Origin of the sequence: Mucilaginibacter sp. P19 (genome assembly GCF_050632265.1) — a bacterium.
GTDB lineage: Bacteria > Bacteroidota > Bacteroidia > Sphingobacteriales > Sphingobacteriaceae > Mucilaginibacter > Mucilaginibacter gossypii.
This window is the reverse complement of the sequence record NZ_CP192586.1, coordinates 683,597-710,483: the sequence shown is the minus strand read 5'-3', so window position 1 is coordinate 710,483 and position 26,887 is coordinate 683,597. Positions and strand designations below refer to the sequence as shown.

The following is a 26,887-nucleotide window of genomic DNA, read 5'->3' as shown; positions in this document are numbered from 1 at the left end:
CAACTATAAAAAACGAAACCAGTACCTTGCTTTTATTTTTATTAGCCATTAATGTAATTATTGATTGATGAACAGGCCGGTTGCCAGGCCTGTGCTTTTATTACCAAAACCGTAGTAGGTATACACCTTTCCTCCTACAAGCTGCACTGTATCCCTTACAATAGTGCCCGAAAACGCCGCCGAATGCAGCGCCATATTGTGCTCTCCGGGCGTTACCAAATAAAACGTCGAGGTACCTTTAAAAGCAAGGTCCTTTACCTTTTCGGTATCTAAGGCAGCAGTTGTACCTTCAAAATGCACGCTTATATTCCCGGCATCCGGCGAAGCATTTACAAACCTTATTTTAGCAGAGGGTACCTTATTTGTATCTGCAGCTATGATGTCGGTAGTTTTAAAAACCTGATCTGTTGAATTGCCGGCTATGTAAAATGAATACACCGAATCCTTACTTAAGGTTAGGGGTAGGCTAAACAGCGGATTGGGATTATTAGGCCCATCCAACTTAACCGAATAGTTTTGTGTACCCGCTTTAACAGTAATATATCCAAGCGTACCTCCCGGATAAAAAGTTGTTGTATTGTTTACCCTTGTGCCATTAAGATAAACGTTAACATTGTTGAAAGTAGCATTAATAACATTTAACGATGATGTTGACGAGATCAACCACATCGGGTTTATCGTTGTTTTTTTGCACGTTGCAAAGCAACCTGCCGCGGCTATCAACAATAAAACTTTAACCTTTATATTCATATACAATTATAAGCTATAACTGCTTACTGTAATTTTTGGTATTGGGTGTTGAACAAAAAAAGTCCGGTTTTATGTTACCGGACTTAGTTTTGGATTTATAATTTAAGTTTACACTTAAGCATAGCTATTGAGCATCACCGGCATAACCAGCATCAGCACATCTTCATTCTCATCTCCGCCTTGTGGCAGCAATAAGCCGGCACGGTTTGGAGTCGACATTTCCAAAGATACTTCTTCGCAACTTAAATTCTTCAACATTTCTATTAAAAATCTTGCATTGAAGCCAATTTCCATGTCTTCGCCCTCATATTGGCAGCTTAAACGCTCGTGGGCCTCGTTAGCAAAGTCAATATCTTCTGACGAAATATTTAACTCGCTGCCATTTATTTTAAGCCTTACCTGGTGCGTGGTTTTGTTAGCATAAATAGCCACACGGTTTAACGAACCCAGGAAAGTAAGCCTGTCGATATTTAATTTATTAGGATTATTTTGAGGAATAACCGCCTCGTAATCAGGGTAACGCTCGTCAATTAAACGACACACCAGGTTAATATTGCCAAACTTGAAGAAAGCACTGGTGGAATTATACTCAACAGATACATTTACATCATCGCTTGGTAATGATGATTTAAGCAGGGTTAAAGCTTTTTTAGGCAGTATGAATGATGTAGTGCTTGCAGCCTTTGCATCTTTACGTCGGTAACGAACCAGCTTGTGCGCATCGGTAGCAACAAATGTAAGTGCCGATGTTGTAAGCTGACAGTAAACACCTGTCATAGCCGGGCGCAATTCGTCATTACTTACCGCGAAAATGGTTTTGTTGATAGCTTCGGCCAAAACTGAAGCAGGCAGGTTTACTGATGAAGCGTTTTCAACAACAGGGATCTTTGGAAAATCCTCGCCGTTTTCGCCGCTCAGTTTGTATTTACCATCGCCGGCATTAATTTCAATGGCGAAGGTTTTATCATCAACCGAAAAAGCTACAGGCTGCTCGGGTAATGACTTCAGGGTCTCTAACAATATACGCGACGGGATAGCAATCCTGCCGTTCTCTTTAGCCTCAACTGGCAAAGAGGTGGTCATGCTGGTTTGCAGGTCGGTAGCAGAAATGGTCAAGTTCCCATCCTTTATCTCGAACAAAAAGTTTTCCAGTATCGGCAGCACAGTACTGCTGCTTAACGCACCACTTACCGATTGCAGTTGTTTGAGTAATGTTGAGGTAGAAACAATAAATCTCATATGGTTGTAATTAATCTATCAAAAATAGAAAATTTAACGGGCATACTTTTGCCTGCGTAAATAATGTTGAAAAATAGCACATATTAACACTAAAACCAGCGGCGCAATGGTATTAACCAGTTGCCAATACATTTTTTCGTTTATAGCAATTCTAATATTGAATTTATCATATTGGAAAAGCACCTTCTCGCCCCTTATTCTTGCCCTATCCAGCAGGCGGATCTTAATTTCCTTGGTACGCAGGGCTATCAGTCCCGAATCATCGGTCATGTAATCGGCTATGTTAAGCAGCAGGTTTTTATTTCCGTATGTTTGGTGCGTATAATGATCGTAACCTAATGGGTAAGGTGAGCCATCGCTGCCTACCTGATTCTTTAAAACATCACCATCGCTAATCACTATCATTTTGGTAGGCTCGCTTTGTTGCTTTATGGCAACCTGCTCTTTAAGCCCTTCGGGCAGCGGGCGATTTTGCCAGTCGCTTACAAAACTGCCTTCCAATAATACACCAGTTATTTTAGATGTGCTTTGAAACTCCTTAGGGTTTGGCTCCTGCTCCAAAGCCTGCAACGATAATATGTGCGGGGCGGTGAGCTTTTTGTTATAAGGCGATGAGGTTAGCAGCACCGTTTTGTTTACATTTTTGGTATCGAGGATATCGATAGTACTTGCAAACTCGCTGCTGATACCATCCAAATTTTTCACCACCGGGTGTTTGCTTAGCGGGATAAATACCGGGTAATACAGCCATGGCAGCATCTGGATCTGCGCCTGCCCGCCAACATTGCCGGTACTGATGGGAATTTGCGAGCAGTTCATATCAGCAATCAGATCATAATTGATACGGATCCCATAACGGAAAAGCTGATCATCGAGATTAAGCTGCTTGGGGAAAGCCAGCTGCTCGCCGCCATGCCCTCGAAGGCTATCGAGTTCGGCGCTTACCTGGTCTATTGTCCATAGCACCTGGCCTCCGTGCATGATGTACTGGTCGAGTTTGAATTTCTCTACCTCGCTGAATTTCTGATCGGGCTTGGCTATCACCAGCAATTTGATCTTTTGCAGATCGGCAAAGGAGATGGCATTCAAATCAACCCGGCCTACCTGGAAACCATCGGCAAGGGTTTTCATGGCATCGTTCAGTTGTAAATCGGTTAGCTCATGATGGCCTTCGGTAAAGCCGATTTGCGGCCTGCCCCCGTTGACCGCCTTTTTTATGGCCGATGAAAAGGCATATTCCAGGTTTTGGATAGAGTTGTTCAATACTTCATCGGGCGAGAGGCCTATCCTGCTCAGCAATAACTTTACCGGGATATCCTTACCATCTGCCGATACCAGCGCCGACGGAAAAATGAGCTTTTGCGTTACACCGTTATCTGTTTTAACGCTCAGGTTGGTTGGTTCAACACCTTCGGCAGCCATGTTTTGGATCACCTCGTTTTGCTGATCGTTGTTTAAACCCTTCAGCGGGTCGCGAAACTCAAACTGGATTTTGCCGTGACTGTAAGCCTGTAAATCGCTCAGCATATCACGCGTGGCACTTTGCAGGCGTTTAAAACCGCCGGGGAGGTTATCGCCCTGTAAATAAACTACCACTTTTACCTTTTTCGGAAGCTTATCCATAATCTGCCTGCTAATGGGCGATATGGTATAGCGCTTTTCGGCAGTAAAATCAAAACGGGTAAAAGTGAATGAGGATAGTATCCCCAGAAAAACCAGAACTCCTAACACACTGATCATCAAAATATCGCCCAACCCTTTTTGACGTTGCTTTGCAAGCACAAACAGCGTAAGCCATATAAAAATGCCTGTGGTGATGATGAAGTAAGTCAGATCGCGGGTATCCAGCACACCGCGGCTTACCGATTGATAATGCTGGGTTATGCCTAAACTCTGCAATCCCAGGTCCTGCAGGGATAACAGCTGACTGATAGAATCGAATCCGCTGTAAAAAAAGAAACACAGGAAAACGGATATAGTAAAGGCAATGATCTGATTTCTGGTAATGGATGAGGTAAACAAACCTATACCCACAAATACAGCACCTAATAAAAACAACCCGATGTATGAGCCTATTACAGCCCCCGTATCAATATTGCCTTGCGGCATGCCCAATGCACTTACCGAATAGTAATAAACCAGCGTGGGCAGCAAGGCAAAAAGCACGATGAGCAAACAGGCAAAGTATTTGCCCATTACTATCTCCCAATCTTTTAATGGTCGGGTGAACAGCAGCTCAAAAGTGCCTTCCTTACGTTCTTCGGCAAGGGAACGCATCGTAATTGCCGGGATGAGGAACATGAACAGGTAGGGCGCAGTGCTAAAAAGGCTTTCGAGCCCGGCATAACCATATTCCAGGATACTTGAATCGGGAAATACCCATAAAAATAAGCCAAGCACCAGTAAAAACACACCGATAGTAACATAGGCTACCAGCGAACTGAGGTAGGATATTATTTCTTTTTTAAGGATGCTCAGCACGTTATAAAATATTGTATTGAGCGCCGAAATTACAACAATATTGCGCTAAAGCAAAGAAGCAGTTTGATATCGAATTTCGGAATTTCGATTTCGGATTTAGTTATATGGCAAATTTAAGTGTCCTCCGCTTGAACCTTAAATAAGGCAAGCGTCCACACCTACGTTAAACCGGAAAGCGTGGACGTTCCTGTTAAAGCGTAGTTTAAGCGAGGGACGCTTGAACTTGTGGGGGAGTAATCTCAGGCTTTTATAGAGCAACACTACTGCAACTGCCACTAAATATCTGCTACTAAAGCCTCTGTCCGTCCGTTTCCAGAACCGGCCATCTGTGGCCAGAAGCCGGACAACTACAAAATCCTAAAACCTATACTTATATGCAACATTTAAACCCAGCTGACTGACAGGGCGATCGTGATCAACATTTTTATAACCTCTTTCAAACTGCAACCCAAAGTCAAGTCCATGATGTGGGCCAATTGGCACAACAGCCCCTGCCCCTCCTGCATAAATAAACGAGGTACGTGCGCTGTTATTGATGCTGAAAGCGCTGCCGGCTTCGGCATTTACATAAAAGTATTTTGCCCAGTAATATTTAAATCCGGCAGTTAATGGCAAATAAGCGTAAAGGCTATGAAAGCTGTCGTCGTAAAAAGCGTTTGAGCTGTTGCTTGAATAACCCTGATTAACATTAAAATATAAATAACGCGGGTCTGATTCGGTAAACACCAAACCCGTACTTACTGTAAAATGAAGGGCAGAAGTTATCGGCTTTTCCAGCTTTAAATTTATGCCTAAACCTGTTTGAGGACAAAAGTCAGACCCCACATAACTGTCGCGTATCGGTATAATAGCTTCGGTGCCTACGCTTAACGATGTTTGTTTGCCCTGCTGTGCTTTGGCGGCAAATGAAAGTACAATAAATAATATAATTAATGTGATGCAGATAGGTTTATTAGTCATGTGATAAAAAGTTTAGCAGTGCTATATAACGATAATACGCCCTTTAGTAATATATCGCTGCATAAAATATATTATCTCCCAAACCGATACGCAAACCTGATAGCTGTTTGCTGCAAGGTATGGGCCGACCAGCTTTCATACCTCAAGCCCAATTCAAAATTACGGTTATCGGTACCGGTAGGGATCATGATTGCCGGGCCAAGGGAAAAAGCAAACAGCTTGCGCTCATCATAATTAAGTTCGATAGCGCTGCCTGCTTCAGCTTCCAAAAACACGCCTGAGCCAACATTATACCTTACCCCGGCTTTTAAGGGTACAAAGATATCGCCGCCCGAATGGCCATTATTAAAAGGCGAATCCTTACGAAAAAAACTGCTGAACCCCGCTGTGAGCGTAAGGCTTGCCGGGTTTACTACCGGCTGCTCTAGCTTAAGCGAAGCACCAACACCTACATTGTACAAACTGCGCGAGGGAATACCAAACTCCACCCCGGCACTAAAAGCAGTTGAGGGTTTCGGTGTGTCCTGGGCAAAGGTTTTAAAAGCAGGGAAGATAAGGAGCAGCAATAACAGTTTTTTCATATCGGGCCGAAAATACAATATTGCCCGGCTAATAATTATGAAGAAAATATAAAATAAGCAATAGGTTAATATTGATTTCTGTCGAAATAAACTCTGATAGTATCTACGCTTTGGCTATTGCATTTTTTAGCTTCAAGAAACGCTATTAATTGTTTAATGAATGAAGTACGTTGACTATAAGAGAGATAATATATTTTATGGCCCACCAATATTGCATTACTTATGTTATTGAGACTGGCCTTGGATTTGTAAGCAATAGAACTGTATTGTTTGATAAAATCAATACTCATTTCAAAAGTTCTGCTATCTATAATCAATGATTTCCAAAAACCGTTTGATAATTTCCATGAATCCGGCTCCTGCGACTGGCGAGGCTGTTTTTTACCATTTATTTTTACAATGTTCATTGCCGATTCGGCGGTAATCTTTTTATCACTTATAAAAACAGTTTTAACAGGCTTGTCCTCCCACCCTATATGTACAATTTCAATAAAATCTACCTCGTTGTTTTTGTGATCGTAAAAACTATTTGCCAGCAAAATAGAGATAATTAAAGCAAACTTAATTCTCATAACCTGCCTTCTGCCACAACCTTAATTGTTGGTAAGACTGATAAACACCTCCTCTAGCGATTTGCCGCCGTTGTTTTTCCGGAGTTGCTGGAGGGTATCATTGGCTACGATAGTTCCTTTATTAATGATAATCACCTGGCTGCACACGGCCTCTACTTCCTGCATAATGTGGGTTGAAAGTACGATGGTTTTGGTTTTACCAAGGTCGAGGATTAACTGGCGGATCCCTATCAGTTGGTTTGGATCGAGGCCGGAAGTTGGCTCATCCAGTATCAGCACTTCAGGGTTATGCAGCATAGCCTGTGCCAAGCCTACCCTTTGGCGGTAACCTTTTGAAAGCTGCCCTATCTTTTTATGCTGCTCGGGGCCGAGGCCTGTTTGCTCAATAATATCAGCAATACGTTTGGCAGGCTCATGAATTTTATGGATGCCGGCAACAAAGCCCAACGACTCCTTCACATACATATCCGTATACAGCGGGTTGCTTTCGGGCAGGTAGCCGATGCGGCGCTTAACCTCAAGCGGCTGTTTGGCTACATCAAACCCACATACCGATGCCGTACCCGATGTTTGCGGAATAAAGCCGGTAAGGATTTTCATGGTTGTTGATTTACCTGCGCCATTAGGGCCTAAAAAGCCCAGTACACCGGGCTGGGCAGTAAAGCTAATGCCATCAACAGCTTTTTGTACGCCGTAAACCTTTGTTAATGCCTCGACACTGATACTCATGGCTGTAAAAATATGCTTTAGATATGAGATTTGAGACGGGAGATTTGAGAATTTGGTGTACGTCCGTCCGTTTAGGTGTAACACAATGTTGATGGACGAAAGGTGGACAGGAAATGCTATTAATTTAGTTTTTCATTAAACTCAGCGATGAATTTTTTAAAGCAGCTGCAGTTTCTCTCTACTTTATCAATACTTAATTGCTTGAAGATATCGGGGCAGTGAGACTCTTTAAATTGCTTTCTATTTTTGGATGTTATATCTATTAGCACCTTTTTTGGATCTCTTACAAACATAGGATTACCTGGTTTATGACTAACATTATACATTTTATTAAACGTTTCAATATCGCCAAGTATTAACGCTTCAAGTTCCCAGATATTGAGCATAAGAATACCATCGCTGTTGACATGATCATTTAAATCTTTGAACCATTTAATCCTTTCGGAGAGTTTTTCTTTATGCGATTCTAACTCATCCAAATCTCTTACATAAACTATAAATGAACAATTAGAATCGTCAAACTTCTTTTTAAGTACCCTTTTAAATTTACCTAACGAATCCAAATTGGCTCCGGTAGAGTTTTTAGTCAACTCTTTAAACTGAACCTTGCCATTATAGCGTTGCTCTAACAGATTTTTTATAGATGAGGTGTCATTCGGATCTTCCCCAACAAGCCCCACTTTTATCATTCTTCTAAATCTGAATACATCCAGTAATCGCTTACATAACCAACTTCTTTGGCATATTCCTGAGCCTTAGCTTGCTCATCATCGGTAAGATGCCTTAGCTGCGTACCATTCTTTTGATCATAATTAACAAGAACGATACTATTTAGCTCATCAAGATTAAGATGATCTAAAGCTTTTGGCGCATGCGTAGATATGATTATTTGTTTATGTTCTGATTGCTCTTTCAGGAAATTCATCAACAGATGGAATTGGTGAGGGTGTACACCAAGTTCGGGCTCTTCGAGTAATACTAAGGCTTGAGTATTAGTTATTTCTGAAACTATGTAAAACAAACGCCTTGTACCATCTGATAATTGTGACCAAGGAAGCCAATTTCCATTTATTTTAAAATCAAGCTTAACATTTTCGACTACTACTGTACTCTCCAGATGATATATATTGATGTTATTATTCACCCTAACATCTTCAATTGGAGTAAAAAGCTTTAAGTTATAAATTATATTATCGTTGATTTTTAATTTTTCAGTAATGTCCAATGAAGTAATTTCCCTTAGTGAAGTATTATCTGTTCCGTATTGCAACTCAAAAGCAAAAAAACATCATCTAAGAATCTTAACGTTTTAGGAAACTCCCACTCCCAATAATCTTTATCTACTTCCACAATATTGATCACACCTGGAGATTCGATACACCCAAGTTCCGTCGGCAAATCAAATTTAAGATACAGGTTATTGTAGAAACTATATCCTAATTGATATAATAAGTGTGGGACGTTTCTGTAATAGATTCGCTTTCCGCCATAATAAAATCGTATAGATTCATTTTTTGAATTATCGAATAGGATGTCATTATCGAAACTGAAAGTTTCTAAAACACCCGTTCCATCAACCAAATATCCTTCTTCTGTTTTGGCTGGAACCTCACGTTCAAGTTCAACAGCGAAATTATGATCATCAATGGATTTATATTCCAACCTTGAAGATCTAAACGGAAGTTTTACATTTCGTTTAAAACCAATAGCTAAGTTAATCATCTCCAAAAAATTCGATTTCCCCGCTCCATTCTTCCCAATCAGTATATTCAACCCCTTTTGAAAATCGATGGTTACATCCTCAATAGATTTATATCCTTTAAGATGTACCTTATTTAAATAAACTCTCGGGCGCTCCTCGTTATTTGTTGGCATAATTTAATTACCAGTGTGTTTTATACAAATGTATTTGTTTTTGCAAACATATTTGAAAAGGGTATAATTAAACGCCTTATTGAAGGAAACATCCGGATGTGTCCGTCCGTCTGGGTGAACAGAGTTAGCAGCAAACAGGCAGGATAGCAATTTATAGCACAACCTTAGGAGATTGTTAGTACCACGAGCTCAATAAAATTCATATGAATGTCATTCTGACAATTTTTTGCCGCGATTGGGCAACATGTAGTTTGTAAAAAACGTATTACATTCCGTAGCTGATAAAATCTGTCTGCTTTCGTCCGCCGAAGTGTGATTCCCCTTGACGGAAGGACGACTTTACAGCTTTACAATGCTGCTTAATAAAAGGTGTTTTGCAGAGGCGCACCACATGTGTCTGTAATATGCAGGGATAACATGCAAGACAAAGCATAGAAGACCGCACGTGATGCGTCTCCGCATAAACTACCTTTCAAATACCACGGAGTCACTATTGGCTCCGAGTTGCCCTAATATGTCACTGAGCTCAGTAACCATCGCGTCAGGGCCACATATATAAAAATGCTTTGAGAAATCTTTTATTTCAGCTTTCAGAAATTCGGCATCTATGCGCCGCTGATCATACATACTGTCCTTTTGGCCGGTAATAGTAAAGTGCGCATTTGCACCAAGGATGCTTTTCAGTTCATCCCTCAAAATGATATCCTTATCAGTTTTATTGGAAAAGAAAAGCTTATTACCGGCTATTGAACCATCTTTATTTAATTGCCTTAGTATAGCCAAAAAAGGGGTAATACCCGCACCACCTGCAATAAAGTAACCGGCACCTTTATATTCAATAGCGCCCCAAACATCACGAATGATAAGCTCATCACCTTCATTGACCTTGCTTAGCCTGTTGGTAACACCATCATGGTCGGTATAGGTTTTTATAGTAAACTCAAGGTAATCATCGTCGTTAAGGCAGGTAAAGGTGAAAGGGCGTGTTTCATCCCGCCAACCTTCAATATTGATAGATAATTCAGTAGCCTGACCCGGTATAAAGCTGTAACCGGCAGGTTTTTCAAGCCTGAATTGCCTCACATTGTGGGTAACATATTTTGCGGAAAGTATTTTTACGATTTGTTCCATTTGTGATCGGTATCGTAGGCTTAACACAATAATAATGCAAAACAGCCAATAGTTTATAACTATTGACAATAATTGTAGATGGTTTACAAATTATGAGAAATGGCTGACTGAATATGCGGAATACATGGAGGTAAGGGTTCTCAAAATTAACAACCCTTAACGCATCGTTTGATAACAAACAATGAATGCAATCCGGTTTACTGGACTGGTTTGTATAGTTATGAATGCTTTCTCAACACAGGTTCAGGAAAGAAAGTACGGCCAAATAAGGTTTTATTAGCAGCAGCTTTTAAGAAAACGACGTTTTTAGGTAACACCTGTCTCAAAGTAAATCCGAAATCGAAATTCCCAAATCCGAAATCAAAAATTATCTTTGCAGCTATTATGAGCAAATCAACCGACGAACTTTTTAAAAATGTTATATCGCACGCCAAGGAATATGGCTTTGTTTTCCCTTCCAGCGAGATTTATGATGGCTTAAGCGCAGTTTATGATTATGGCCAAAATGGCGCCGAACTCAAAAACAACATCAAAACCTACTGGTGGAAAGCCATGGTACAAATGAATGATAACATTGTAGGCATTGATTCGGCCATATTTATGCACCCTAAGATCTGGAAAGCAAGCGGTCACGTTGATGGCTTCAGCGACCCAATGATCGACAACAAAGACTCCAAAAACGCTACCGCGCCGACCAATTGCTGGAAGACAAGATAGCTAAATACGACAGCGAAGGCAAAACCGATAAAGCTGAACAACTACAGCATGACATGGATGAGGCCCTGAAAGCCGAAGACCTGACCCGGCTGCGCGATCTGATCATTGAGCATGAAATTGCCTGCCCGGTAAGCGGTACCCGCAACTGGACAGATGTACGCCAATTTAACCTGATGTTCAGCACCCAGATGGGGGCTGTTGCTGACGATGCTGATACCATTTACCTTCGCCCGGAAACCGCGCAGGGCATCTTTGTAAACTACCTTAACGTACAAAAATCGGGCAGGATGAAAATACCTTTCGGTATTGCGCAAATTGGTAAGGCTTTCCGTAATGAAGTGATTGCCCGTCAGTTCATTATCCGCATGCGCGAGTTTGAACAAATGGAAATGCAGTTTTTTGTTCGCCCCGGCACACAAAAAGAATGGTTCGACCAGTGGAAGGCAGCCCGCCTAAAATGGCACCTTGCTTTGGGGACCGATGCTGCCAAATACCGTTACCATGAGCACACCAAGCTGGCCCACTACGCTGATGCTGCTTATGACATTGAGTTTGAGTTTCCGTTTGGATTTAAAGAGGTTGAAGGGATCCACAGCCGTACCAATTTCGATTTAAGTCAGCACGAGAAATTCTCCGGCAAAAAGCTTCAATACTTTGACCCTGAAGTTGATCCTAAAACAGGAAAGCCGTATGGTAATTACGTGCCTTATGTAATTGAAACTTCTATCGGTTTAGACAGGATGTTCCTACTTACCATGATCAACGCTTACGAAGAGGAAGACCTAAGCACCGAAGATAAGCAGGACAGTCGCACGGTGTTACACCTGCCCCCTTGCCTGGCACCGGTTAAAGCCGCTATTTTCCCGCTTACCAAAAAAGATGGCCTGCCCGAAAAAGCACGCGAAATCATGGATAAACTAAAACTCGACTTCAATATCCAGTACGAAGAGAAAGATGCTATCGGTAAACGTTACCGCAGGCAGGATGCTATCGGCACGCCATTCTGCATTACGGTAGATCATCAAACCTTAGAAGATAACACCGTAACTATCCGCCACCGCGACAGCATGGCCCAGGAACGCGTTCCTGCCGATCAGTTGGACAAGATCATCGGCGATTTGGTTAGCTGGCGGAATGTATTGAGTTAGTAGGGTTAATAGATTAACAAGTCATTATAATATGTCCAAAGCCTGCATTAACCGTGCAGGCTTTTTTGCAATTCCCGACAGGCTATTTCGTTCACAAAACGGACGCACACTACACCAACCCGATCAGCATCCCCCCGGCTAATTATCGGCGAAGCAAACAATTGTTTGTCTTGTTCCTTTCAGTGTAAAATCCTGCGTCTATGCCTGCTGTTAAAGAATACCCCTTTTACCTTAAAAGTACTGTTATACTTTTTGGATTGATATTATTGGTTTACGTGTTTGCCCAACTGGCAGATGTGATGATCCCGCTTGCCTTTTCGGCTTTTATTGCCATTTTGCTTAACCCTGTTAGCAACTGGCTGCAGGAACATAAAGCGCCCAAAATTTTGTCTATATGCCTGGCTATGCTGCTTGGCGCTATTTTACTGACAGGGTTGTTCTATTTTCTTTCTACCCAGATCATTCAGTTTGGAGATTCGCTGCCCACGCTTAAAAAGAAGTTTGGTGAAATGTTCGTCACCTTTAAAGACTGGGTAGCCGCCACTTTCAACTACTCTGTTCAAAAGCAGGATAAGCTTATCAAAGACGCTATGGATAACAGCCAGGCGCTGGTAGGCCGCACACTTGGCAATGTGTTAAGCACGTTTGGGTTGATATTTGTGGTACCCGTATATGTTTTCCTGGTATTGTTTTACAAAACCCTGCTCCTCAATTTTATTTACGAAGTATTTTCTGAAGAAAACTCCAAACAGGTTGCCGATGTTTTGAAAGAAACCAAATCGGCCATCCAAAGCTATATCCAGGGTTTATTGATTGAGATGGTAATAGTTGCTGCCATGAATTCGCTGGCCCTGATATTACTCGGTGTTAAGTATGGCATCCTGATAGGTGTAATAGGCGCTATCCTTAACCTGCTGCCCTACCTGGGCGGCATTATAGCCATCTCTCTTCCTGTACTGATGGCTACGGTTACCAAAGATGGTTACACAACGCAGTTAGGGGTGATCATAGCTTATCTTGTTATCCAGTTTATTGATAATAATATCCTGGTACCGCGCATTGTATCATCAAAAGTGCAGATCAACGCGCTTATCTCCATTGTGGTTGTGTTGTTAGGCAATTTACTTTGGGGCTTATCGGGCATGTTCCTTTCCATTCCATTTGTAGCAGTCCTCAAAATCATCTTCGACAGGATTGACACCCTCAAACCATGGGGCAAACTCCTGGGCGATACCATACCCACCAGACCTAAAGGGGCCGGCTGGACTAAAACCAGGAAAAAAGCGGTGCTGCCGGAGGATGAGGTGAAAGGTAAAAGCTGAAAGGCGAAAGGCCAAAAACAAAAAAGGCGAAAGGTTAAAGATGAGCACAGATGCAGCTACCTTTAACCTTTCGCCTTTAACCTTTTACCTAAATTAGTGCATCACCGGATTATCTCCTTTATGCAGTGTACCGTTAATGTACAGCAATTGGTTTACTTTTTTAGGATCGCCCTGGTATACCCATACAATATTGTTGATATACTTACGGAATGCGTTGCTCACATCATCGGGAGTGAGTTTCTTTACATCATCAACCAGGGTTAATGAACGTTTCCAGTTATCATGTAATACTTCATTTGCTGCTATTGATGATGCCTGGGCGCTGTTGGTTTCGTTTTTATAGTAAAAACCGGTAAGGTAAGTAACCTTCATATCGGCTACATCTTCGGGTTTAAAACCTTCGCGTTTAATTTTATCAACCAGCTTATCAAACACAGCTATGTATTTATCAGGCTCGGTTGTTGAAACAGAGAACTTGGCAGTTGAGGTTTGACCCGCGCTAAACCAGGCCTGTGGGGCATATGACAAACCGTTATTGGTACGTACCTCTAAAAAGTGCATGTTCGAGAAGATGCGCATGGCTACATTAAAAGCGTTAAAATCGGGCGTACCGGCGGCAGGACCACTGGCGATACCTTCCACATAATTGGTAGCCAAATCACGTTTTTCAACATTGATGCTGTTTTTGTCGGCTCTGAAAGTTGATTTTTTAAACGCGAAAGCCGGCCCTTGTTTAATACCGCTCAGCATACCCTTTACTTTAGCTTCAATAGCAGCCTGGTCAAGATCGGCAACCACAACAATTACCATGCGGGATTTGGTCAGTATGGACTGATAATAAGCCTTTGTTTCGGCAGGGGTTAGGGCTGTAACAATAGCTACGGTTCCACTCGGGTCTTTGGCATAGTTGGTGCCGGCAAAGGCAACCTTATCGGCATATTTATCAATGGCATTATCAGGCTGTGAATCTTCCTGTTTAATATTATTGATGGCATCCTGTTTAATGCGGGCAAACTCTTTTTCGTCAAACTTAGGCTGGGTTATAGCCTCAACGTATAAAGGCCAAACCACGTCAAAGTCGCCCTTAATACAGTTCATGCGCACTACCGAGTAGTTTTTGTTGCTGCTGCCGTAAACAGTGGCGCTTACCTTATCAAGTTCATCTTTAAAGCTGTTTTTATCGTGCTTTAAAGTACCGCACTCGGTAAGGGCGCTCATCGCCAGTGATTCGATACCTGCCTTTGTAGCCGGGTAGTTTTGCACACCGCCTTTTATAATGGTTTGCACTTCAACAATATCGTTGCCGCTTGGCTGTACTATAACCTTTACGCCATCTACCGTGGTTTCATAGGCCTGTTTTTGCGCCTTAGCGGTATTTCCTATAGCCGCTGCTACCAGCAGGGCAATTATATATTTTTTCATCATAATGAGGTAGTTTTAAATTACTTGGCTGCAAAAAATGAAGCCGCGTTTACTGTTTTATTTAACTCAGGCGCTATGATCAACCCGGCAGCGTAGGGCTTGCCAATTACGTAAGTATCCAGGTATTTTTTAATATCGGCACGGGTAACCTTTTGGTAGTTGGCATCCAGGTCGGTATAAAAGTTAAACGAGGTGCTGCACCACTGGTAGCTGATCTGACTTGGCAATGATGACGGCTTTTCTTTAGCATGAATATCGTTCCGGTGCAGGATAGCTTTAGCAGTGGCCATTTGTTCGTCGGTAAAATAGTCGTCCTTATTCCACATGCTTACCTGGTTCATTAACTCGGTATAGCATTCTTTAAGCTTGTTAGGGTTAGGCACCACGAAAATATCAATAGGGCCTACATAACGGCTGGTAGTATAATTTACGTAAACACCGCTGGCCAAACCTTTATCAACCAATGCCTGCTGCAATTTTGATGAGTTTAAGCCCACAATGGTCGAAAACACATCGGCAGCAACAGTTGAAGCTGAATCCGTTGGATATGAAGGCCCCTGCCAGGTAAACTCCATATAAGGTGTTTGTGCAATGGTTGCTTCCTTAACAAAATACTCAGGTTTGGTTAAAGGCTTAAATGCGGGGATAGGAAATTTGGTTTGCGGATCGAAACCGCTGTTGGCCCAGTCGCCAAAAATGCTTTCGGCCAGGGCAAAGGCATTATCATGCTTAACATCGCCGCAAATAGTCAGCAAGCTATTATTAGGGAAATAATATTTATCCTTAATGATCATCATTTTTTCGGGCGTAGCCGTGTTGATCACTTCATGCACTCCGATAGGGTTTTTGCGGGTAATGAGATCACCCCAAAGCTTTTGCTGCATGCCATACCAAAGCTGGAAACCCGGATCACTTTCGGCACGCTGAAATTCACCGTCAACCACCGGGCGCTCTTTTTCATATCCTCCTCGCGGTAAATTGGGAAACGGATAGCCGCGTTCATGAACTTTAAACCCGCTTTAAGGCTGTCCCTGTCAAAAGTGAAGTAGTAATTTACGCGCTCGGTATTGGTGGTGCCATTCCAGATAGCGCCGAGCTCCTGCGTACGTTTCAAAAACTTCTCCTGGGTTGGATAATCTTTATTGGCTTTGAAAAACATGTGCTCAAACAGGTGCGACAAACCGCTGAACTCCGGGCCTTCGGTATAAGCGCCGTTTTTAACAGCTATTTCAATGGTGGTTAAAGGTACTTTGCTGTTTTCAATCACCAGCACATCCAGGCCGTTTGGCAATGTTTTAAGGAAGTAGCCTTCCGGCAACCTCACCTGGGCATTAGCAATGCCGGCGCTAAAAACCGCGGCCACGCCTAATGCAAAAATTTTGATAAAATTTCGGTTCATATATTTACAATATTTTTAACACTATAAATATATCGGTATAATCTTAAACAAGTGAATGATTTAACCGCTTATCCCTGATTTTTCAAGACGAAATTAAGCCTGTGGTGATTTTGGCATATTTACAAACCAGCAATTAAATACCGGCTTTAATACTATTATAAGGCAAACCCATGTCATGAGCGGCGTATTGGGTAAGCACACTGTCTTTTATGGTAATATAGTCGCCAGCCTGGCTAACATGCAGCTTTTCAACACCATCCCGGTTATCCATGAGGGGAATGGTACGGGATACTACTGTGCCCGTGGTATCAAGCTCAATAATATAAGTTTCTTTTTTACCGCCTGCCATATCAGTAAACGGAATAATAACAGTATGGTTATTATCATCAATAAACCTGCCTATGATATTTTTCCCGTCAAGGTCGGCGGGGCTTAAACCAAGCAGGTATTTTGCTTTTTCGGGCGACAGGCCAAGTATGTTTAGCCTAACGGTATTGCCATCAGCATCTTTAGTGGTATCCTGCATGGTAACTTTATCTCCTTGCGGATAGCGGGCTACGGCGTAAAAGGTATTAGCACCGGTACTTTTATCATTATGACCAGGAAGCAAAAAGTTAAGCTGCAGGTTGCTCAGCTTAGCACTGTCGGCTTTAATTTGTGAGGTGATACTCAGCAGTTCGCCCCATTTAAGCCTGCCATCTATTTTAACGGTTAACTGGGTGGCTGTATCTGATTTGGTAACCCTTGATATGGTGTAATGCGGCACATTTTTTTAGTACAGCCAAAAGCCACAAGCATGATTATTAAGCAAGCGAAGATATTCTTGATCATGTGGCAAAGTTAAACCGTTGGTTTGAATTTGATGACGTTGATTTCGCTGATTTTTTTGCCCCGGTTATAATATCCATTTACAGCAACACTGATCATGGAAAAACAGGCTAAGCCGGTCATTTAGCTCGCCTATTGTAAACAAACACATTTAAGCTACCTCAGCAAGGTTACATACCCTTTTTTAACCTCAACCTGTCCATCGCCCATGGTATAGTTGCACAACCAGTAGTAAACACCTGTAGGCACAGGTTTCCCGTTATAATTGCCATTCCAACCATCATATATACTTTCCGACTCAAATAACCGCTGGCCCAGGCGGTTAAAAACCTTGAGTTTATACGCTATGGGATTACTGCTTTGATTAGGCCTGAATAAGTCGTTTACGCCATCGCCGTTGGGTGTAAAAGTGTTAAAAAACGTAACCGGCTCACATGAATCCTGCGTTATCATAATATCCAATTCCGTAATGATGCAACCCTGCTTATCCAGCAGGACAAAGTGGTTGGTGCCGGCGCTGAGGCCCCTTATTGTTTCATCGGGTGTATAACTTTGGCCGCCATGCTTGATAGCGCCGATAGCTACCCCTTCTACATAGGTGTTAAACTTTATCTGCCCCGCTAACGTACAAATCGCGTTTTTAGCGGTATATGATACATAGGGTTTGGTCAAAGTAAAATCGGGTACGGTAACTTGTTTTTCAGCCTGGGATCCGCCAGATGAAATGATTACTAATTGATAGGTACCCGGTAGCATCCTGTTAAAAACGCCGGTAGTGTTGCTTATACCGTTTAAGCTATATGTATAATTATCCGGATGAGCTGCTGTGAGCACGGTAACATTTGCTTCGCCGTAAAAGTCGCATTCGGGTTTGATGACAATATCATTTACAACAATTGGCGGACATACTTCCTGTACGAGGGTACAATCTTTTTCGTAAAGCAAACAGCCGTTTGGTGTTATAATTGAAAAGTGATAAACACCCGGGATTAAATCTGCGAAAACATGGTCAATGGGGTAAACCGCGTTGTTATATTTTATCCGGTACAACGCTTTATCGGCGTTTATTTCCAATTTAATCGACCCCGCGATATCACAAATCGGATCCGTTTTATTAAAAGTTACAACGGGGTCTTGTAGTGAAAAATCAGGAATAGTGAATGGAGATGTTTTAGGCTCCTCACCACCATTTGAGGTAATAGTAACCTGGTAATTACCAGGAAGCAGGTTATCAAAAAACCCGTTGTGTTACTTTCTCCGGTATTAAGTTTGTAAGTGTATTGATTTCCGTGCGGGGCACAAATAATTTCGGCCCGCCCTTTATTCACCACATTGCACTCCCGGGTTACGTCGATGCGTTGAAGCGTAATTACCGGTATTTCACCTGTTTCAACAGTACTGCCAGCATCATAAACGGAATAAGGCAGCGAACCAGCCGTACCTTTTAATAGCATATTTTTCAGGTCGAGTTCGATAAGCTCCGACCTTCCCCCTTGATCGTCAATAGCGTATACCCTTACAGCCCCATTGGAAACTACCGATGTTAAACCCAATATATACCGGTCTGTAATAGGTATTACTAATTTACTTTGAGACGGATCATCGAGGGAGACTTCAACAATGCCACTATAGCTTGCCATGTATAGCTTGTCGTCATAAAACACGAGGTCGCCTGAAGCCCCGTACGGCATAATTCCCAGGTTAACAAGCACAGGATTTTTAGGATCGAGTTTGTACAGCGAGTTCCCACCAGCCATGTACAGGATCCCGTTCTTATCAACTGTCATTGAATTTACAGGGGGTATCGACGCCAAATACTGGCAATTAGTTACCTGGGGTGTATTACCTCCGGTTATATCGGCTACATTCAATCCAGCGAAAAATTGGGTAATATAGATATAATAGATCTTATTACCCCACAGCGCAATTGAAAAATAACCCGACCCGCAACCGTTAACATTTTTTGAAACCGGGCCATTAGGGGTAATGGTTACCTGTTGTAAAATTCCCTGGTCGGTAGCGGCATAAAACTGCTGTGCGTACCCTTTAACAAAAGTTAAAAGTATAACACTAAACAGCAATGCAGCTCTTTTTAGTAAAAGGTTTAAGTTAATGATATGTTCAGGCACAATAGTATGACCCAAATATACAGTATTACTAATATCTACACCGTATTAAGTGCAATTAATAATTAGCATATTACAAGCTTATCCCAAGCCTTATTGCCGATTTTGCCTCAGTACCTCCATTGTATGATACGCCATACATCAAACGGATATTAAGATATTGTAAACCAAAACCCAGTTCGGTATAGTTTTTAAGCGTGGGCGTATAAAAGTAATTTACATCGACAATTTCCTGTAGTTTAAACTTGCGAATCAGCGGGATCTTATTGGTGATGAAACCCGAAAAGTTGTGTTCAAAATGCCCTTCAAGATATTTATCAGGCGTACTGAAATCGTAGTAATCCAGCAAGAGAAATCGGTTTAACCTCGGCTTGTATGAAAGCACCTCGTTGCCTGCAAAGTGGAAATAATCGGGGAAGAATACGCTCTTAGCATTCAGGAATTTACCGGCTCCTATAAAAAATGAGCTGCTGCCATAAAAACCCATACTAATATCTGCCTTTGAAATCTCGGCGCTGATTTTATCATAATTAACATCCGAACCTAATACATTGCTGATACCTTTAGTGTAGTTTAAACTGATGGTTGGATATTTGGATGGCAGATAGCGCCTGCCCGAAGGATAGGTTTCGTATTTATTGCTGAAATCATAACTGGCCTGCAGGTTTACGGTGAGCGACTGATTTTCGGCGAACAACAGCGTATTATGATCAGGATCCAACGGGTTATTGGATGTAAACTGATGCGAGTGTGGATCAAATACACTAAATGAAGCTGTATTTAACAGTGCCTTACGGTTAGCCCATTCAACGGAGGCGCTGCCGCGCAGCCCTCCTGTTATCCTGCCCGAAAGTGAAGCCAAAGCAAACTGCTTTTGATATAGTTTTTTAAAGTTTTGTTGCGAAAGCAGACTGTGAACCGTATTCACAAAGGTTGACATAGGCGCCTGGCTATTTAGATCGACTACATCCGAACCTCCGCTTAAACTCAATGTAAAACGCTGCATTACTGGTAAGGCAACACCTCCCGAGCCATTTAACAGGTGATTGGAAAAGCCATACCGCACTTTGCCATTCAGCATAAAATAGCGGTTGTTTACGGTATCAATCAACTTGCTGTATGATGCGCCGTAATCAAAAGCCAAACCTTCTACTGTGTTATAAAGCAGGGAGCCGATGATTGGATCGTAATGAAAATATTCTTTTTTGTATCGATTGCGGGTATTGATGCCGGTGAAAAGCAGGTTTACCGGTTTAAATTTATTGTTGGCTTTATCCAGGGAGTCGAGGTACTCTTTTGATTCCCGTTTTTTGGCGAGTTTATCTTTATTGGTATAATCGGTAACCTCTTCGGCGGTAAGCGGGATTGGCCGGGCCTGGTTCCAATAAGTTGAGTCTTTGCTGATGCCTTTGGTGATCCGGAGCACTTCGTTAAAATCGGCTTTGTTCAGCGCAGGGTCGAGGTTGTAGTTTTTATAGATCGAAATAAAGTAACCTCCTAATTTAAATCCGAACAAACCTCCTGTAAATTCAAATTTAACAGAGGATGTCATCCAAATCTTTTCGCTAACAGGGAAAAACTGCTGGTTAATTTTAAGGGTATCAACAAAATTAATATTAGCCCTTTTGGTAATGTAAAGCTGCAGCCCGTAAATGCGCCAGCTATCATCCAAAATATAAATATATCCCTCAAAACATGGGTCGTGCAGCCGTTTAGGGCTTACCTGGATCTTGTTAATAGTTTCGCCATTTTCAACCGAAGTACCTATGTACCTGTAGTTATAATAAAACATGGCGTTATCAGCTACCGGCGATACCAGCGGGCGGTTGCTCAAGCCCCGCCAGGTTTCATAGTTCTGGTAAAAATTAACCGCCATATCCGATGCCCGGTTAAAGCTAAACGCCCGGTTACGGCCCGACACTTTTGACGACACCTGTTCCTCATGCACCTTATCGGGCCTTATAAAGCTATATTTTGACTCTGACTCAGAAAGGTAAACTATCCCGCGGCGATTTGAATCAAGGCCGGCTTCACTGGTAGCTTTTTGCACATCAAAACCCATAAAAGTTTTTGGGGCGGCCAATAGTTTTTGTAAGCCTTTGATGTAGATATCGCAGGTATAGGCTTTAACTTCGTTAAGATAGGTTTTCCGTTTTTTAATAGCCTTACGCATAATTGCATAAGCTGGATCTTCAGCCCCTGCATGCACAGTAACATCCTTAAGCTGGTAAGTTTCTGTTTGCAGGCTGATGTTGATAACCTGGTTAGCCGCAAGGTCAACAATTTTGCTTTGCTGGGCATAGCCAACTGCTTTATATTGAATTTCCCGCATGCCGGCATTTAAACGCAGCAAGTAAGTTCCTTCGCTGTTGGCAGATACTCCTATAGTAGTATTTTTTATAAAAACGGATGCAAAGGGGACGGGCTTACCTTCCTGGTTGGTTATTTTACCGCTAATGCTGAATTGCTGGGCATATGAAGAAAAATTGAATATTAAAAATAACGCAACTAAGGCTGGCTTCATTAAGCAGATGTTTATGCTAAGATGAAACTTATTAATTGATTGTTACAGCACTAAATTGTTAAATAATGTGAAAAGACACTCGGTTAGGATGCCTTTTTCTTTGATGTATCTTTGCTGCCAAGAGGCGGGTGTGGCTTATTTTTGATGTTCCAATCCTTAATATCAACCAGGCCTGGCTTTGTTTGATAATGCGATTTGCTTTTAGGGCACCTCACAATAAATTTACCTTTAACCTGTTCTATAACCGGCCTTTCGCCGCATTCCTTACAGAGTTCACAAAAGATATTTTCTTGTATAGGTATAAATTTTTCCATAGTAAATTACTCGAACATTAGTACGTTTAATTAATTATGGGGCCCTTTCGGTAATACAAATAACGTAATTTCTGAGCTCAAAAAATAAAATTCCTCACTAATAAACAAAAATAAACAACACAGGAATGCTTATTTTATCAGTGCAAGTAAATCTTCATCGCTGATAATAGGTATATTAAGTTTATTAGCTTTTTCTAACTTGGCAGGGCCCATATTTTCACCTGCGACCAGGTAATTAAGTTTAGCCGATATACTGCTCAATATCTTGCCACCGTTTTGTTCAATGATATCTTTCAGCTCATCACGCGAAAAGTTGCCAAATGTTCCCGATATAATAAAGTTCATTCCGGCAAGCTTTTCACTGGCCAGTACAACTTCTTTTTCTTCGGCAATAAATTGCAGGCCCTGCTCCCTTAGTTTTTGTATTTCCTGCCGATGGATTTCACCTGCAAAATATTCGATTATGCTTTGAGCTATCCGTTCGCCTATCTCTTCGGCAGCCGTAAGTTCTTCAACCGAAGCTTCCATTAATTTATCTATCGATTTAAAATGAAAAGCCAGCTTGCGGGCCACTGTTTCGCCTACATAACGGATGCCCAAACCAAACAGCACTTTTTCGAAAGGCATTTTTTTGGATGTTTCAATACCATCAAGCATATTATTGATCGATTTTTCGCCAAAACGGCCCAACTGTTTCAATTCGGCAGCATGGGTATGCAGCTCATAGATGTCGCTGATGTGGTTTATGAAGCCTCTGCTATATAAGGTTTCGATAGTTTCATCACCCAGCCCATCAATATTCATCGCTTTACGGCCAATGAAATGCTGCATCTTTCCAACAATCTGCGGCGGGCAGCCTTCATCATTGGGGCAATAAAACGCAGCTTCGCCTTCCTTGCGCTCAAGCGGAGTATCGCAGGCCGGACAGGTAACACGGTAAACAACAGGCACGGCGTCGGCCTTACGTTTTTCTGGGTTTACGCTAATGATCTTGGGGATAATTTCGCCGCCCTTTTCAACAAAAACTGTATCACCCTCATGCAGATCAAGTCGGATGATCTCATTGGCGTTGTGCAGCGTCGCGCGTTTTACCGTAGTACCTGCAAGCAGTACAGGCTTTAAATTGGCCACCGGGGTTACAGCACCGGTACGGCCTACCTGGTAAGTCACTTCAAGAAGCTCAGTCTCTACCCTTTCGGCCTTAAACTTGTAAGATATGGCCCAGCGCGGCGATTTGGCGGTAAAGCCAAGCTCCTGCTGCTGTGAGTAATTATTTACTTTAATAACAATGCCGTCAATATCATAGCTCAGGTTAAAACGTTCCTTATCCCATTTATTAATAAATTCCAAAACGCAATTAATATCCCCGCAAAGCTCACTATGCTCATTGGTATGGAAACCCCAGGTTTTAACAGCCTGCAGGCTTTCCCAATGGGTTTTAAATACAGTTTTTTCGGTATACAAAAAGTACAGGAAGCAATCAAGCGGGCGTTTGGCCACCTCTGCCGAATCCTGCATTTTTACTGTGCCTGAGGCAAAGTTACGGGGATTAGCATAAGGAACCTCCCCGCTTTCGATACGTTCATTATTCAACCTGTCAAAAGCTTTGCGGTGCATGAACACTTCACCGCGGATGTCAAAATAACCGGGGTAGCCTTCGCCGTGTAAACGTTTAGGTATGGTATGAATGGTTTTAATATTGGTGGTAACCTCGTCACCCTGTACACCATCGCCGCGGGTAACGGCCCGTACCAGTTTGCCGTCTTCATAAGTGAGGCTCATGCTCAAACCATCAAACTTAAGCTCACATACGTACTCAAAGTTATCACCAATGGCTTTGCGTATCCGCTGATCAAAATCAAATAGTTCCTGTTCATTATAGGTATTGCCCAACGATAACATCGGCCAGCGGTGCCTAACGGTTACAAATTCCTTGGTTATATCACCGCCTACTTTTTGTGTTGGCGAATCAGGGTCAGCAAACTCCGGGTATTCTTTTTCGAGTTTATTAAGCAACTCCAGTTTTTTATCAAAATCAAAATCAGAAATGGTTGGCATGGCCAGCACATAGTAGTTGTAATTGTGCTGTTTAAGTTCGGCGGTTAATACCTCTATTTGTTTTTTTGTTTCAGCTGATGACATAGGTACGAAGGTAATAATTTAGTTTATTTCATCCTTTTTACCGCGGTAAATACCAGCTTTAGGTAATAAAGTTTTTGTTGCCGGTAATAACAATAATTAGTATATGATATTTCATATAATACCTATAAAATAAATATGATAATTCTCTTTCATAAACGCGGCGCACATAGTAGATTTATCAAACAAAAACTACATCGAATGAAAACACTAAAAATCCTGATCCTGTCCGTATGGTTGATGCCTTTTTTGGCAACCGCGCAAACAAAACCACTAAAACATGCCCACAACCCTGCTGCAAACCATCACAAACTGCCGGTACGGGGTATTACTTATGATGACTTTAAAAGCTCGGTTGCTGATTTTGCCGACACCAGCAGTAAAAAAGCCCTTGCCGATTCGGCCTGGCTGCTATGGAAAACCGAGAAATGGGACGCCCTCGAAAAATTCTTTACCGCCAACAACCTTAACGGCGGCTGGCCTCCAAACCGTGGAGCGGTAAACCTGGTTATAATCACTCTAAAAAAGGGTGTGTTGATTGACCGCTATGGCGGTTATAGCGATTCTACCGGCACTTTTCAGGATAAAGGCACTTTTGTATCGCCAAAAGGTGTACCTTTCCCTATGCGTGCTTTGCCGGATAATACCCTTAGCAAACCATACAAAATTTATAAGGTTTTAAAAGCAATAGCCAAAGTTAGGCAAGGCAAGATTATTCCATGGTTTGGCAAACCAGGCTTGGGTATCCAGTATGAAGTACCAGCCACTGTTAACGACCTGAAAGCAGGCGGTTACATTGAAGAAGTAAAACAATAAAAAACGCGATATATTAAAATATGATCACAAAATATGAAGTAACAAAATCATTGTTGTTTGATGGAGACGAAGCCGAGGTCATACATAAAACCTTTAAACTGCCTGCCGGTGATATAAAATTCGGTGATTTTGCCAATAACAATTTTGAAGATCTGCATAAGGTAATTACACCCGACGACTTTAAAACCATTGTAAAAACAGGCGGCTTTAATGCCGATTTTCTTAATTTATACAAGGGCAGCGAAAAGCTCAGGCTATATTATGCTAAAAAGGGGAACTCTATTGCTGTTTTTGCATATGGCGAGTTTCAGCCCACACGGTATAAGCTTTATTTTGAAGGCTTGTGGATGTTGTAATACCAGCTGTTTATACAACAAAAAAACCTGCTATAACTGGCAGGTTTTTTTGATTATTATCTTCTTTAATTAATGGTCAGTACTTGATGTTTCGCTGGTAACACTCATAGGGAATGTTAAACCGCCCGGAACCTGCGGGTTATCTTTTATTTCGACAGTACCGTCAATGTTTTGCTTTAATTTTGAACTGGAGATCCAGCCGGTAGCCTTGTCAACAACAACATCAGCCACCATAGTGCCTTTCATATTGTATTTCATGGGCATATTACTAACGGTTTTATAACCGGCAGTATTATCTGTTTCAAGTGTGGCATTTCCGTGTATCACGTAGCTCTGTGGAGTGATATCAACCAGTTGATAAACAGATATGACCTTCGCGCTCATAGCACCTTCCAGGTTATTTTTAATTGTCCATTTATCATTTTTTGCCACAACCGTTTCGGGCAGCACCGACATAGCCATTTCCAGGTTGCTTTTAAGCGCTCCTGATCCAAACGATTGGGTTAACTGCGTTTTCAACTGCTCTTTCTTTTCGGCCGGTACCTCCTTAAAGCCATCTATCATAGATGTGATCATATTCTCGGCGTTCTCTATCGACCTGATCCGGCCACTTCTGGTTAGCGTTGCGGTAAACGGTTTATTGGTTATGCCCGACATGATCCTGGCCATAATATTTGTGGTATCCTTATTATCAGAATCAAAGGCTACATTACCCGTGGGCAGCTGCATTTTCATACCCACTTTGGTATAATTAACCTCCATATAATAAAGAGAATCATTAACATTTAATACTTTGAATGACATTTTGCCGTCAATCGCCATATCGATATTATTAACCTGACCGTTTATAGTTTGCTTTACAACAGAGTGCGCCGTGGTAGACAAGTAATAACTATTGCCTTTAATTAGTTTTAAAGCCGGTTTTACCTTCTGCCCATAACCTGTTACCGCTCCTATAGCCAGTAAACTGGCCATCAAAATTTTCTTCATGATTGGTAATATGTAAGCGCTAAATATATTATAATATCTCTTACAAAAAACTCAAAATTCCTAACAATTAATTAAAAACAAATTCGTTAACTTTATACTGCGCTCGGCTCTTTAATTTTTCACACACCTAATTTAGCGGAAAGAGAGGTTTTTATGTTACAGCAGATAGCATTTATACCACAGCACCAGTTTCATGTGCTGATCAATTTTTCGGGAGAAGATGAACGTATTTTGGCAATTTTACCCAACGACGCAGGGAATTTCCGTGTGATTTACCAGGGTAAGACAATTGCCGAACTTAACCTGAATAAGGACGGCTGTACCTGCTATAAGGGTAAGCTAAAGAAAAACGTCATGGCCCAGCTCGAGCATCAGATAAAAAATCATTACGCGTAAGCTGTTAATAAAAAAGAATTTGATAGTTCATGGGAGATAAACCCATGGTTCATAGTCCATGAGTTTATACCC

General features: G+C 41.9%; 25 protein-coding genes and 1 pseudogene. 5 read left to right on the top strand and 21 right to left on the bottom strand.

The features are described from left to right. Window positions 1-57 precede the first annotated feature (57 nt). The 11 genes from ACQ86K_RS03535 to ACQ86K_RS03485 form a co-directional block, all read right to left on the bottom strand. Complete coding sequence (locus ACQ86K_RS03535) at window positions 58-750, bottom strand: DUF4397 domain-containing protein (protein WP_431199807.1); 693 nt, start codon at window positions 748-750, stop codon at window positions 58-60. A gap of 114 nt (window positions 751-864) precedes the next feature. Further along, window positions 865-1,989: a DNA polymerase III subunit beta gene (dnaN, locus tag ACQ86K_RS03530; RefSeq protein WP_090529793.1), complete on the bottom strand. Its 1,125-nt coding sequence runs from the start codon at window positions 1,987-1,989 to the stop codon at window positions 865-867. Window positions 1,990-2,022: 33 nt separating this feature from the next. Then, window positions 2,023-4,470 carry a gliding motility-associated ABC transporter substrate-binding protein GldG gene (gldG, locus tag ACQ86K_RS03525; RefSeq protein WP_091173733.1) on the bottom strand — a complete coding sequence of 816 codons (2,448 nt, stop codon included), beginning with the start codon at window positions 4,468-4,470 and terminating at the stop codon, window positions 2,023-2,025. 357 nt (window positions 4,471-4,827) lie between these two features. Then, window positions 4,828-5,430 carry a hypothetical protein gene (locus ACQ86K_RS03520; RefSeq protein ID WP_091173736.1) on the bottom strand — a complete coding sequence of 201 codons (603 nt, stop codon included), beginning with the start codon at window positions 5,428-5,430 and terminating at the stop codon, window positions 4,828-4,830. A 71-nt stretch (window positions 5,431-5,501) separates the two neighbouring features. Further along, window positions 5,502-6,011: a hypothetical protein gene (locus ACQ86K_RS03515; protein WP_091173739.1), complete on the bottom strand. Its 510-nt coding sequence runs from the start codon at window positions 6,009-6,011 to the stop codon at window positions 5,502-5,504. Window positions 6,012-6,076: 65 nt separating this feature from the next. After that, window positions 6,077-6,583, bottom strand: a complete 507-nt coding sequence (locus tag ACQ86K_RS03510) for a hypothetical protein (protein WP_091173742.1) — start codon at window positions 6,581-6,583, stop codon at window positions 6,077-6,079. Window positions 6,584-6,604: 21 nt separating this feature from the next. Then, window positions 6,605-7,312, bottom strand: coding sequence for an ATP-binding cassette domain-containing protein (locus tag ACQ86K_RS03505; RefSeq protein ID WP_091173745.1), 708 nt, complete (start codon window positions 7,310-7,312; stop codon window positions 6,605-6,607). A gap of 119 nt (window positions 7,313-7,431) precedes the next feature. Continuing rightward, window positions 7,432-8,001, bottom strand: coding sequence for a DUF4276 family protein (locus ACQ86K_RS03500; protein WP_091173748.1), 570 nt, complete (start codon window positions 7,999-8,001; stop codon window positions 7,432-7,434). After that, complete coding sequence (locus tag ACQ86K_RS03495; RefSeq protein ID WP_431199806.1) at window positions 7,998-8,537, bottom strand: AAA family ATPase; 540 nt, start codon at window positions 8,535-8,537, stop codon at window positions 7,998-8,000. The genes ACQ86K_RS03500 and ACQ86K_RS03495 overlap by 4 nt, the downstream gene beginning before the upstream one ends. Before the next feature lie 14 nt (window positions 8,538-8,551). Then, on the bottom strand, window positions 8,552-9,187 hold the full coding sequence (locus tag ACQ86K_RS03490) for an AAA family ATPase (protein ID WP_431199805.1): 636 nt from the start codon (window positions 9,185-9,187) through the stop codon (window positions 8,552-8,554). Between the two features lie 465 nt (window positions 9,188-9,652). Beyond that, window positions 9,653-10,318, bottom strand: a complete 666-nt coding sequence (locus ACQ86K_RS03485) for an FAD-binding oxidoreductase (protein ID WP_091173756.1) — start codon at window positions 10,316-10,318, stop codon at window positions 9,653-9,655. A gap of 384 nt (window positions 10,319-10,702) precedes the next feature. On the opposite strand from ACQ86K_RS03485, the pseudogene ACQ86K_RS03480 reads away from it, so the two are divergent. Beyond that, window positions 10,703-12,183 (top strand): annotated as a pseudogene (locus ACQ86K_RS03480) (glycine--tRNA ligase). Between the two features lie 200 nt (window positions 12,184-12,383). Continuing rightward, window positions 12,384-13,505, top strand: coding sequence for an AI-2E family transporter (locus ACQ86K_RS03475; protein WP_091173764.1), 1,122 nt, complete (start codon window positions 12,384-12,386; stop codon window positions 13,503-13,505). Window positions 13,506-13,598: 93 nt separating this feature from the next. On the opposite strand, the gene ACQ86K_RS03470 is transcribed toward ACQ86K_RS03475, so the two are convergent. The 9 genes from ACQ86K_RS03470 to ligA all read right to left on the bottom strand — a co-directional run bounded on the left by ACQ86K_RS03470 (window position 13,599) and on the right by ligA (window position 24,260). Then, window positions 13,599-14,930 (bottom strand): M16 family metallopeptidase, encoded by a 1,332-nt coding sequence (locus tag ACQ86K_RS03470; protein ID WP_091173768.1) that lies wholly within the window; start codon window positions 14,928-14,930, stop codon window positions 13,599-13,601. Between the two features lie 17 nt (window positions 14,931-14,947). Further along, window positions 14,948-15,721, bottom strand: a complete 774-nt coding sequence (locus ACQ86K_RS03465) for a M16 family metallopeptidase (protein ID WP_431200785.1) — start codon at window positions 15,719-15,721, stop codon at window positions 14,948-14,950. 26 nt (window positions 15,722-15,747) lie between these two features. Then, window positions 15,748-16,326, bottom strand: coding sequence for a M16 family metallopeptidase (locus tag ACQ86K_RS03460; protein ID WP_431199804.1), 579 nt, complete (start codon window positions 16,324-16,326; stop codon window positions 15,748-15,750). A gap of 133 nt (window positions 16,327-16,459) precedes the next feature. Beyond that, entirely contained in the window at window positions 16,460-17,092 is a 633-nt protein-coding gene (locus ACQ86K_RS03455) for a hypothetical protein (RefSeq protein ID WP_431199803.1), read from the bottom strand. Window positions 17,093-17,310: 218 nt separating this feature from the next. After that, on the bottom strand, window positions 17,311-18,228 hold the full coding sequence (locus tag ACQ86K_RS03450; RefSeq protein WP_431199802.1) for a gliding motility-associated C-terminal domain-containing protein: 918 nt from the start codon (window positions 18,226-18,228) through the stop codon (window positions 17,311-17,313). Between the two features lie 47 nt (window positions 18,229-18,275). Further along, entirely contained in the window at window positions 18,276-19,283 is a 1,008-nt protein-coding gene (locus ACQ86K_RS03445) for a hypothetical protein (RefSeq protein ID WP_431199801.1), read from the bottom strand. A 70-nt stretch (window positions 19,284-19,353) separates the two neighbouring features. Beyond that, window positions 19,354-21,804, bottom strand: a complete 2,451-nt coding sequence (locus ACQ86K_RS03440; protein ID WP_091173781.1) for a DUF5686 and carboxypeptidase regulatory-like domain-containing protein — start codon at window positions 21,802-21,804, stop codon at window positions 19,354-19,356. Window positions 21,805-21,887: 83 nt separating this feature from the next. Continuing rightward, window positions 21,888-22,118, bottom strand: coding sequence for a hypothetical protein (locus ACQ86K_RS03435; RefSeq protein WP_091173785.1), 231 nt, complete (start codon window positions 22,116-22,118; stop codon window positions 21,888-21,890). Window positions 22,119-22,247: 129 nt separating this feature from the next. Further along, window positions 22,248-24,260 (bottom strand): NAD-dependent DNA ligase LigA, encoded by a 2,013-nt coding sequence (gene ligA, locus ACQ86K_RS03430; RefSeq protein ID WP_091173788.1) that lies wholly within the window; start codon window positions 24,258-24,260, stop codon window positions 22,248-22,250. A 198-nt stretch (window positions 24,261-24,458) separates the two neighbouring features. On the opposite strand from ligA, the gene ACQ86K_RS03425 reads away from it, so the two are divergent. Both ACQ86K_RS03425 and ACQ86K_RS03420 read left to right on the top strand, forming a co-directional pair. Continuing rightward, window positions 24,459-25,073 carry a TNT domain-containing protein gene (locus tag ACQ86K_RS03425; RefSeq protein ID WP_176844555.1) on the top strand — a complete coding sequence of 205 codons (615 nt, stop codon included), beginning with the start codon at window positions 24,459-24,461 and terminating at the stop codon, window positions 25,071-25,073. 20 nt (window positions 25,074-25,093) lie between these two features. Beyond that, window positions 25,094-25,429: a hypothetical protein gene (locus ACQ86K_RS03420; RefSeq protein WP_091173795.1), complete on the top strand. Its 336-nt coding sequence runs from the start codon at window positions 25,094-25,096 to the stop codon at window positions 25,427-25,429. 69 nt (window positions 25,430-25,498) lie between these two features. Here ACQ86K_RS03420 and ACQ86K_RS03415 read toward each other — a convergent pair whose 3' ends face one another. Further along, window positions 25,499-26,419, bottom strand: a complete 921-nt coding sequence (locus ACQ86K_RS03415; protein WP_091173798.1) for a DUF6263 family protein — start codon at window positions 26,417-26,419, stop codon at window positions 25,499-25,501. A 153-nt stretch (window positions 26,420-26,572) separates the two neighbouring features. Between ACQ86K_RS03415 and ACQ86K_RS03410 the strand changes: the two genes are divergently transcribed. After that, complete coding sequence (locus ACQ86K_RS03410; protein WP_091173800.1) at window positions 26,573-26,815, top strand: hypothetical protein; 243 nt, start codon at window positions 26,573-26,575, stop codon at window positions 26,813-26,815. Window positions 26,816-26,887 lie beyond the last annotated feature (72 nt).

What these genes read in the sequence shown, in the direction of transcription:
- ACQ86K_RS03535 (WP_431199807.1), bottom strand. Translation starts at nt 750, where the DNA reads ATGAATATAAAGGTTAAAGTTTTATTGTTGATAGCCGCGGCAGGTTGC.
- dnaN (WP_090529793.1), bottom strand. Translation starts at nt 1,989, where the DNA reads ATGAGATTTATTGTTTCTACCTCAACATTACTCAAACAACTGCAATCG.
- ACQ86K_RS03520 (WP_091173736.1), bottom strand. Translation starts at nt 5,430, where the DNA reads ATGACTAATAAACCTATCTGCATCACATTAATTATATTATTTATTGTA.
- ACQ86K_RS03515 (WP_091173739.1), bottom strand. Translation starts at nt 6,011, where the DNA reads ATGAAAAAACTGTTATTGCTGCTCCTTATCTTCCCTGCTTTTAAAACC.
- ACQ86K_RS03510 (WP_091173742.1), bottom strand. Translation starts at nt 6,583, where the DNA reads ATGAGAATTAAGTTTGCTTTAATTATCTCTATTTTGCTGGCAAATAGT.
- ACQ86K_RS03505 (WP_091173745.1), bottom strand. Translation starts at nt 7,312, where the DNA reads ATGAGTATCAGTGTCGAGGCATTAACAAAGGTTTACGGCGTACAAAAA.
- ACQ86K_RS03500 (WP_091173748.1), bottom strand. Translation starts at nt 8,001, where the DNA reads ATGATAAAAGTGGGGCTTGTTGGGGAAGATCCGAATGACACCTCATCT.
- ACQ86K_RS03490 (WP_431199805.1), bottom strand. Translation starts at nt 9,187, where the DNA reads ATGCCAACAAATAACGAGGAGCGCCCGAGAGTTTATTTAAATAAGGTA.
- ACQ86K_RS03485 (WP_091173756.1), bottom strand. Translation starts at nt 10,318, where the DNA reads ATGGAACAAATCGTAAAAATACTTTCCGCAAAATATGTTACCCACAAT.
- ACQ86K_RS03475 (WP_091173764.1), top strand. Translation starts at nt 12,384, where the DNA reads ATGCCTGCTGTTAAAGAATACCCCTTTTACCTTAAAAGTACTGTTATA.
- ACQ86K_RS03470 (WP_091173768.1), bottom strand. Translation starts at nt 14,930, where the DNA reads ATGATGAAAAAATATATAATTGCCCTGCTGGTAGCAGCGGCTATAGGA.
- ACQ86K_RS03465 (WP_431200785.1), bottom strand. Translation starts at nt 15,721, where the DNA reads ATGATCATTAAGGATAAATATTATTTCCCTAATAATAGCTTGCTGACT.
- ACQ86K_RS03460 (WP_431199804.1), bottom strand. Translation starts at nt 16,326, where the DNA reads ATGAACCGAAATTTTATCAAAATTTTTGCATTAGGCGTGGCCGCGGTT.
- ACQ86K_RS03440 (WP_091173781.1), bottom strand. Translation starts at nt 21,804, where the DNA reads ATGAAGCCAGCCTTAGTTGCGTTATTTTTAATATTCAATTTTTCTTCA.
- ACQ86K_RS03435 (WP_091173785.1), bottom strand. Translation starts at nt 22,118, where the DNA reads ATGGAAAAATTTATACCTATACAAGAAAATATCTTTTGTGAACTCTGT.
- ligA (WP_091173788.1), bottom strand. Translation starts at nt 24,260, where the DNA reads ATGTCATCAGCTGAAACAAAAAAACAAATAGAGGTATTAACCGCCGAA.
- ACQ86K_RS03425 (WP_176844555.1), top strand. Translation starts at nt 24,459, where the DNA reads ATGAAAACACTAAAAATCCTGATCCTGTCCGTATGGTTGATGCCTTTT.
- ACQ86K_RS03420 (WP_091173795.1), top strand. Translation starts at nt 25,094, where the DNA reads ATGATCACAAAATATGAAGTAACAAAATCATTGTTGTTTGATGGAGAC.
- ACQ86K_RS03415 (WP_091173798.1), bottom strand. Translation starts at nt 26,419, where the DNA reads ATGAAGAAAATTTTGATGGCCAGTTTACTGGCTATAGGAGCGGTAACA.
- ACQ86K_RS03410 (WP_091173800.1), top strand. Translation starts at nt 26,573, where the DNA reads ATGTTACAGCAGATAGCATTTATACCACAGCACCAGTTTCATGTGCTG.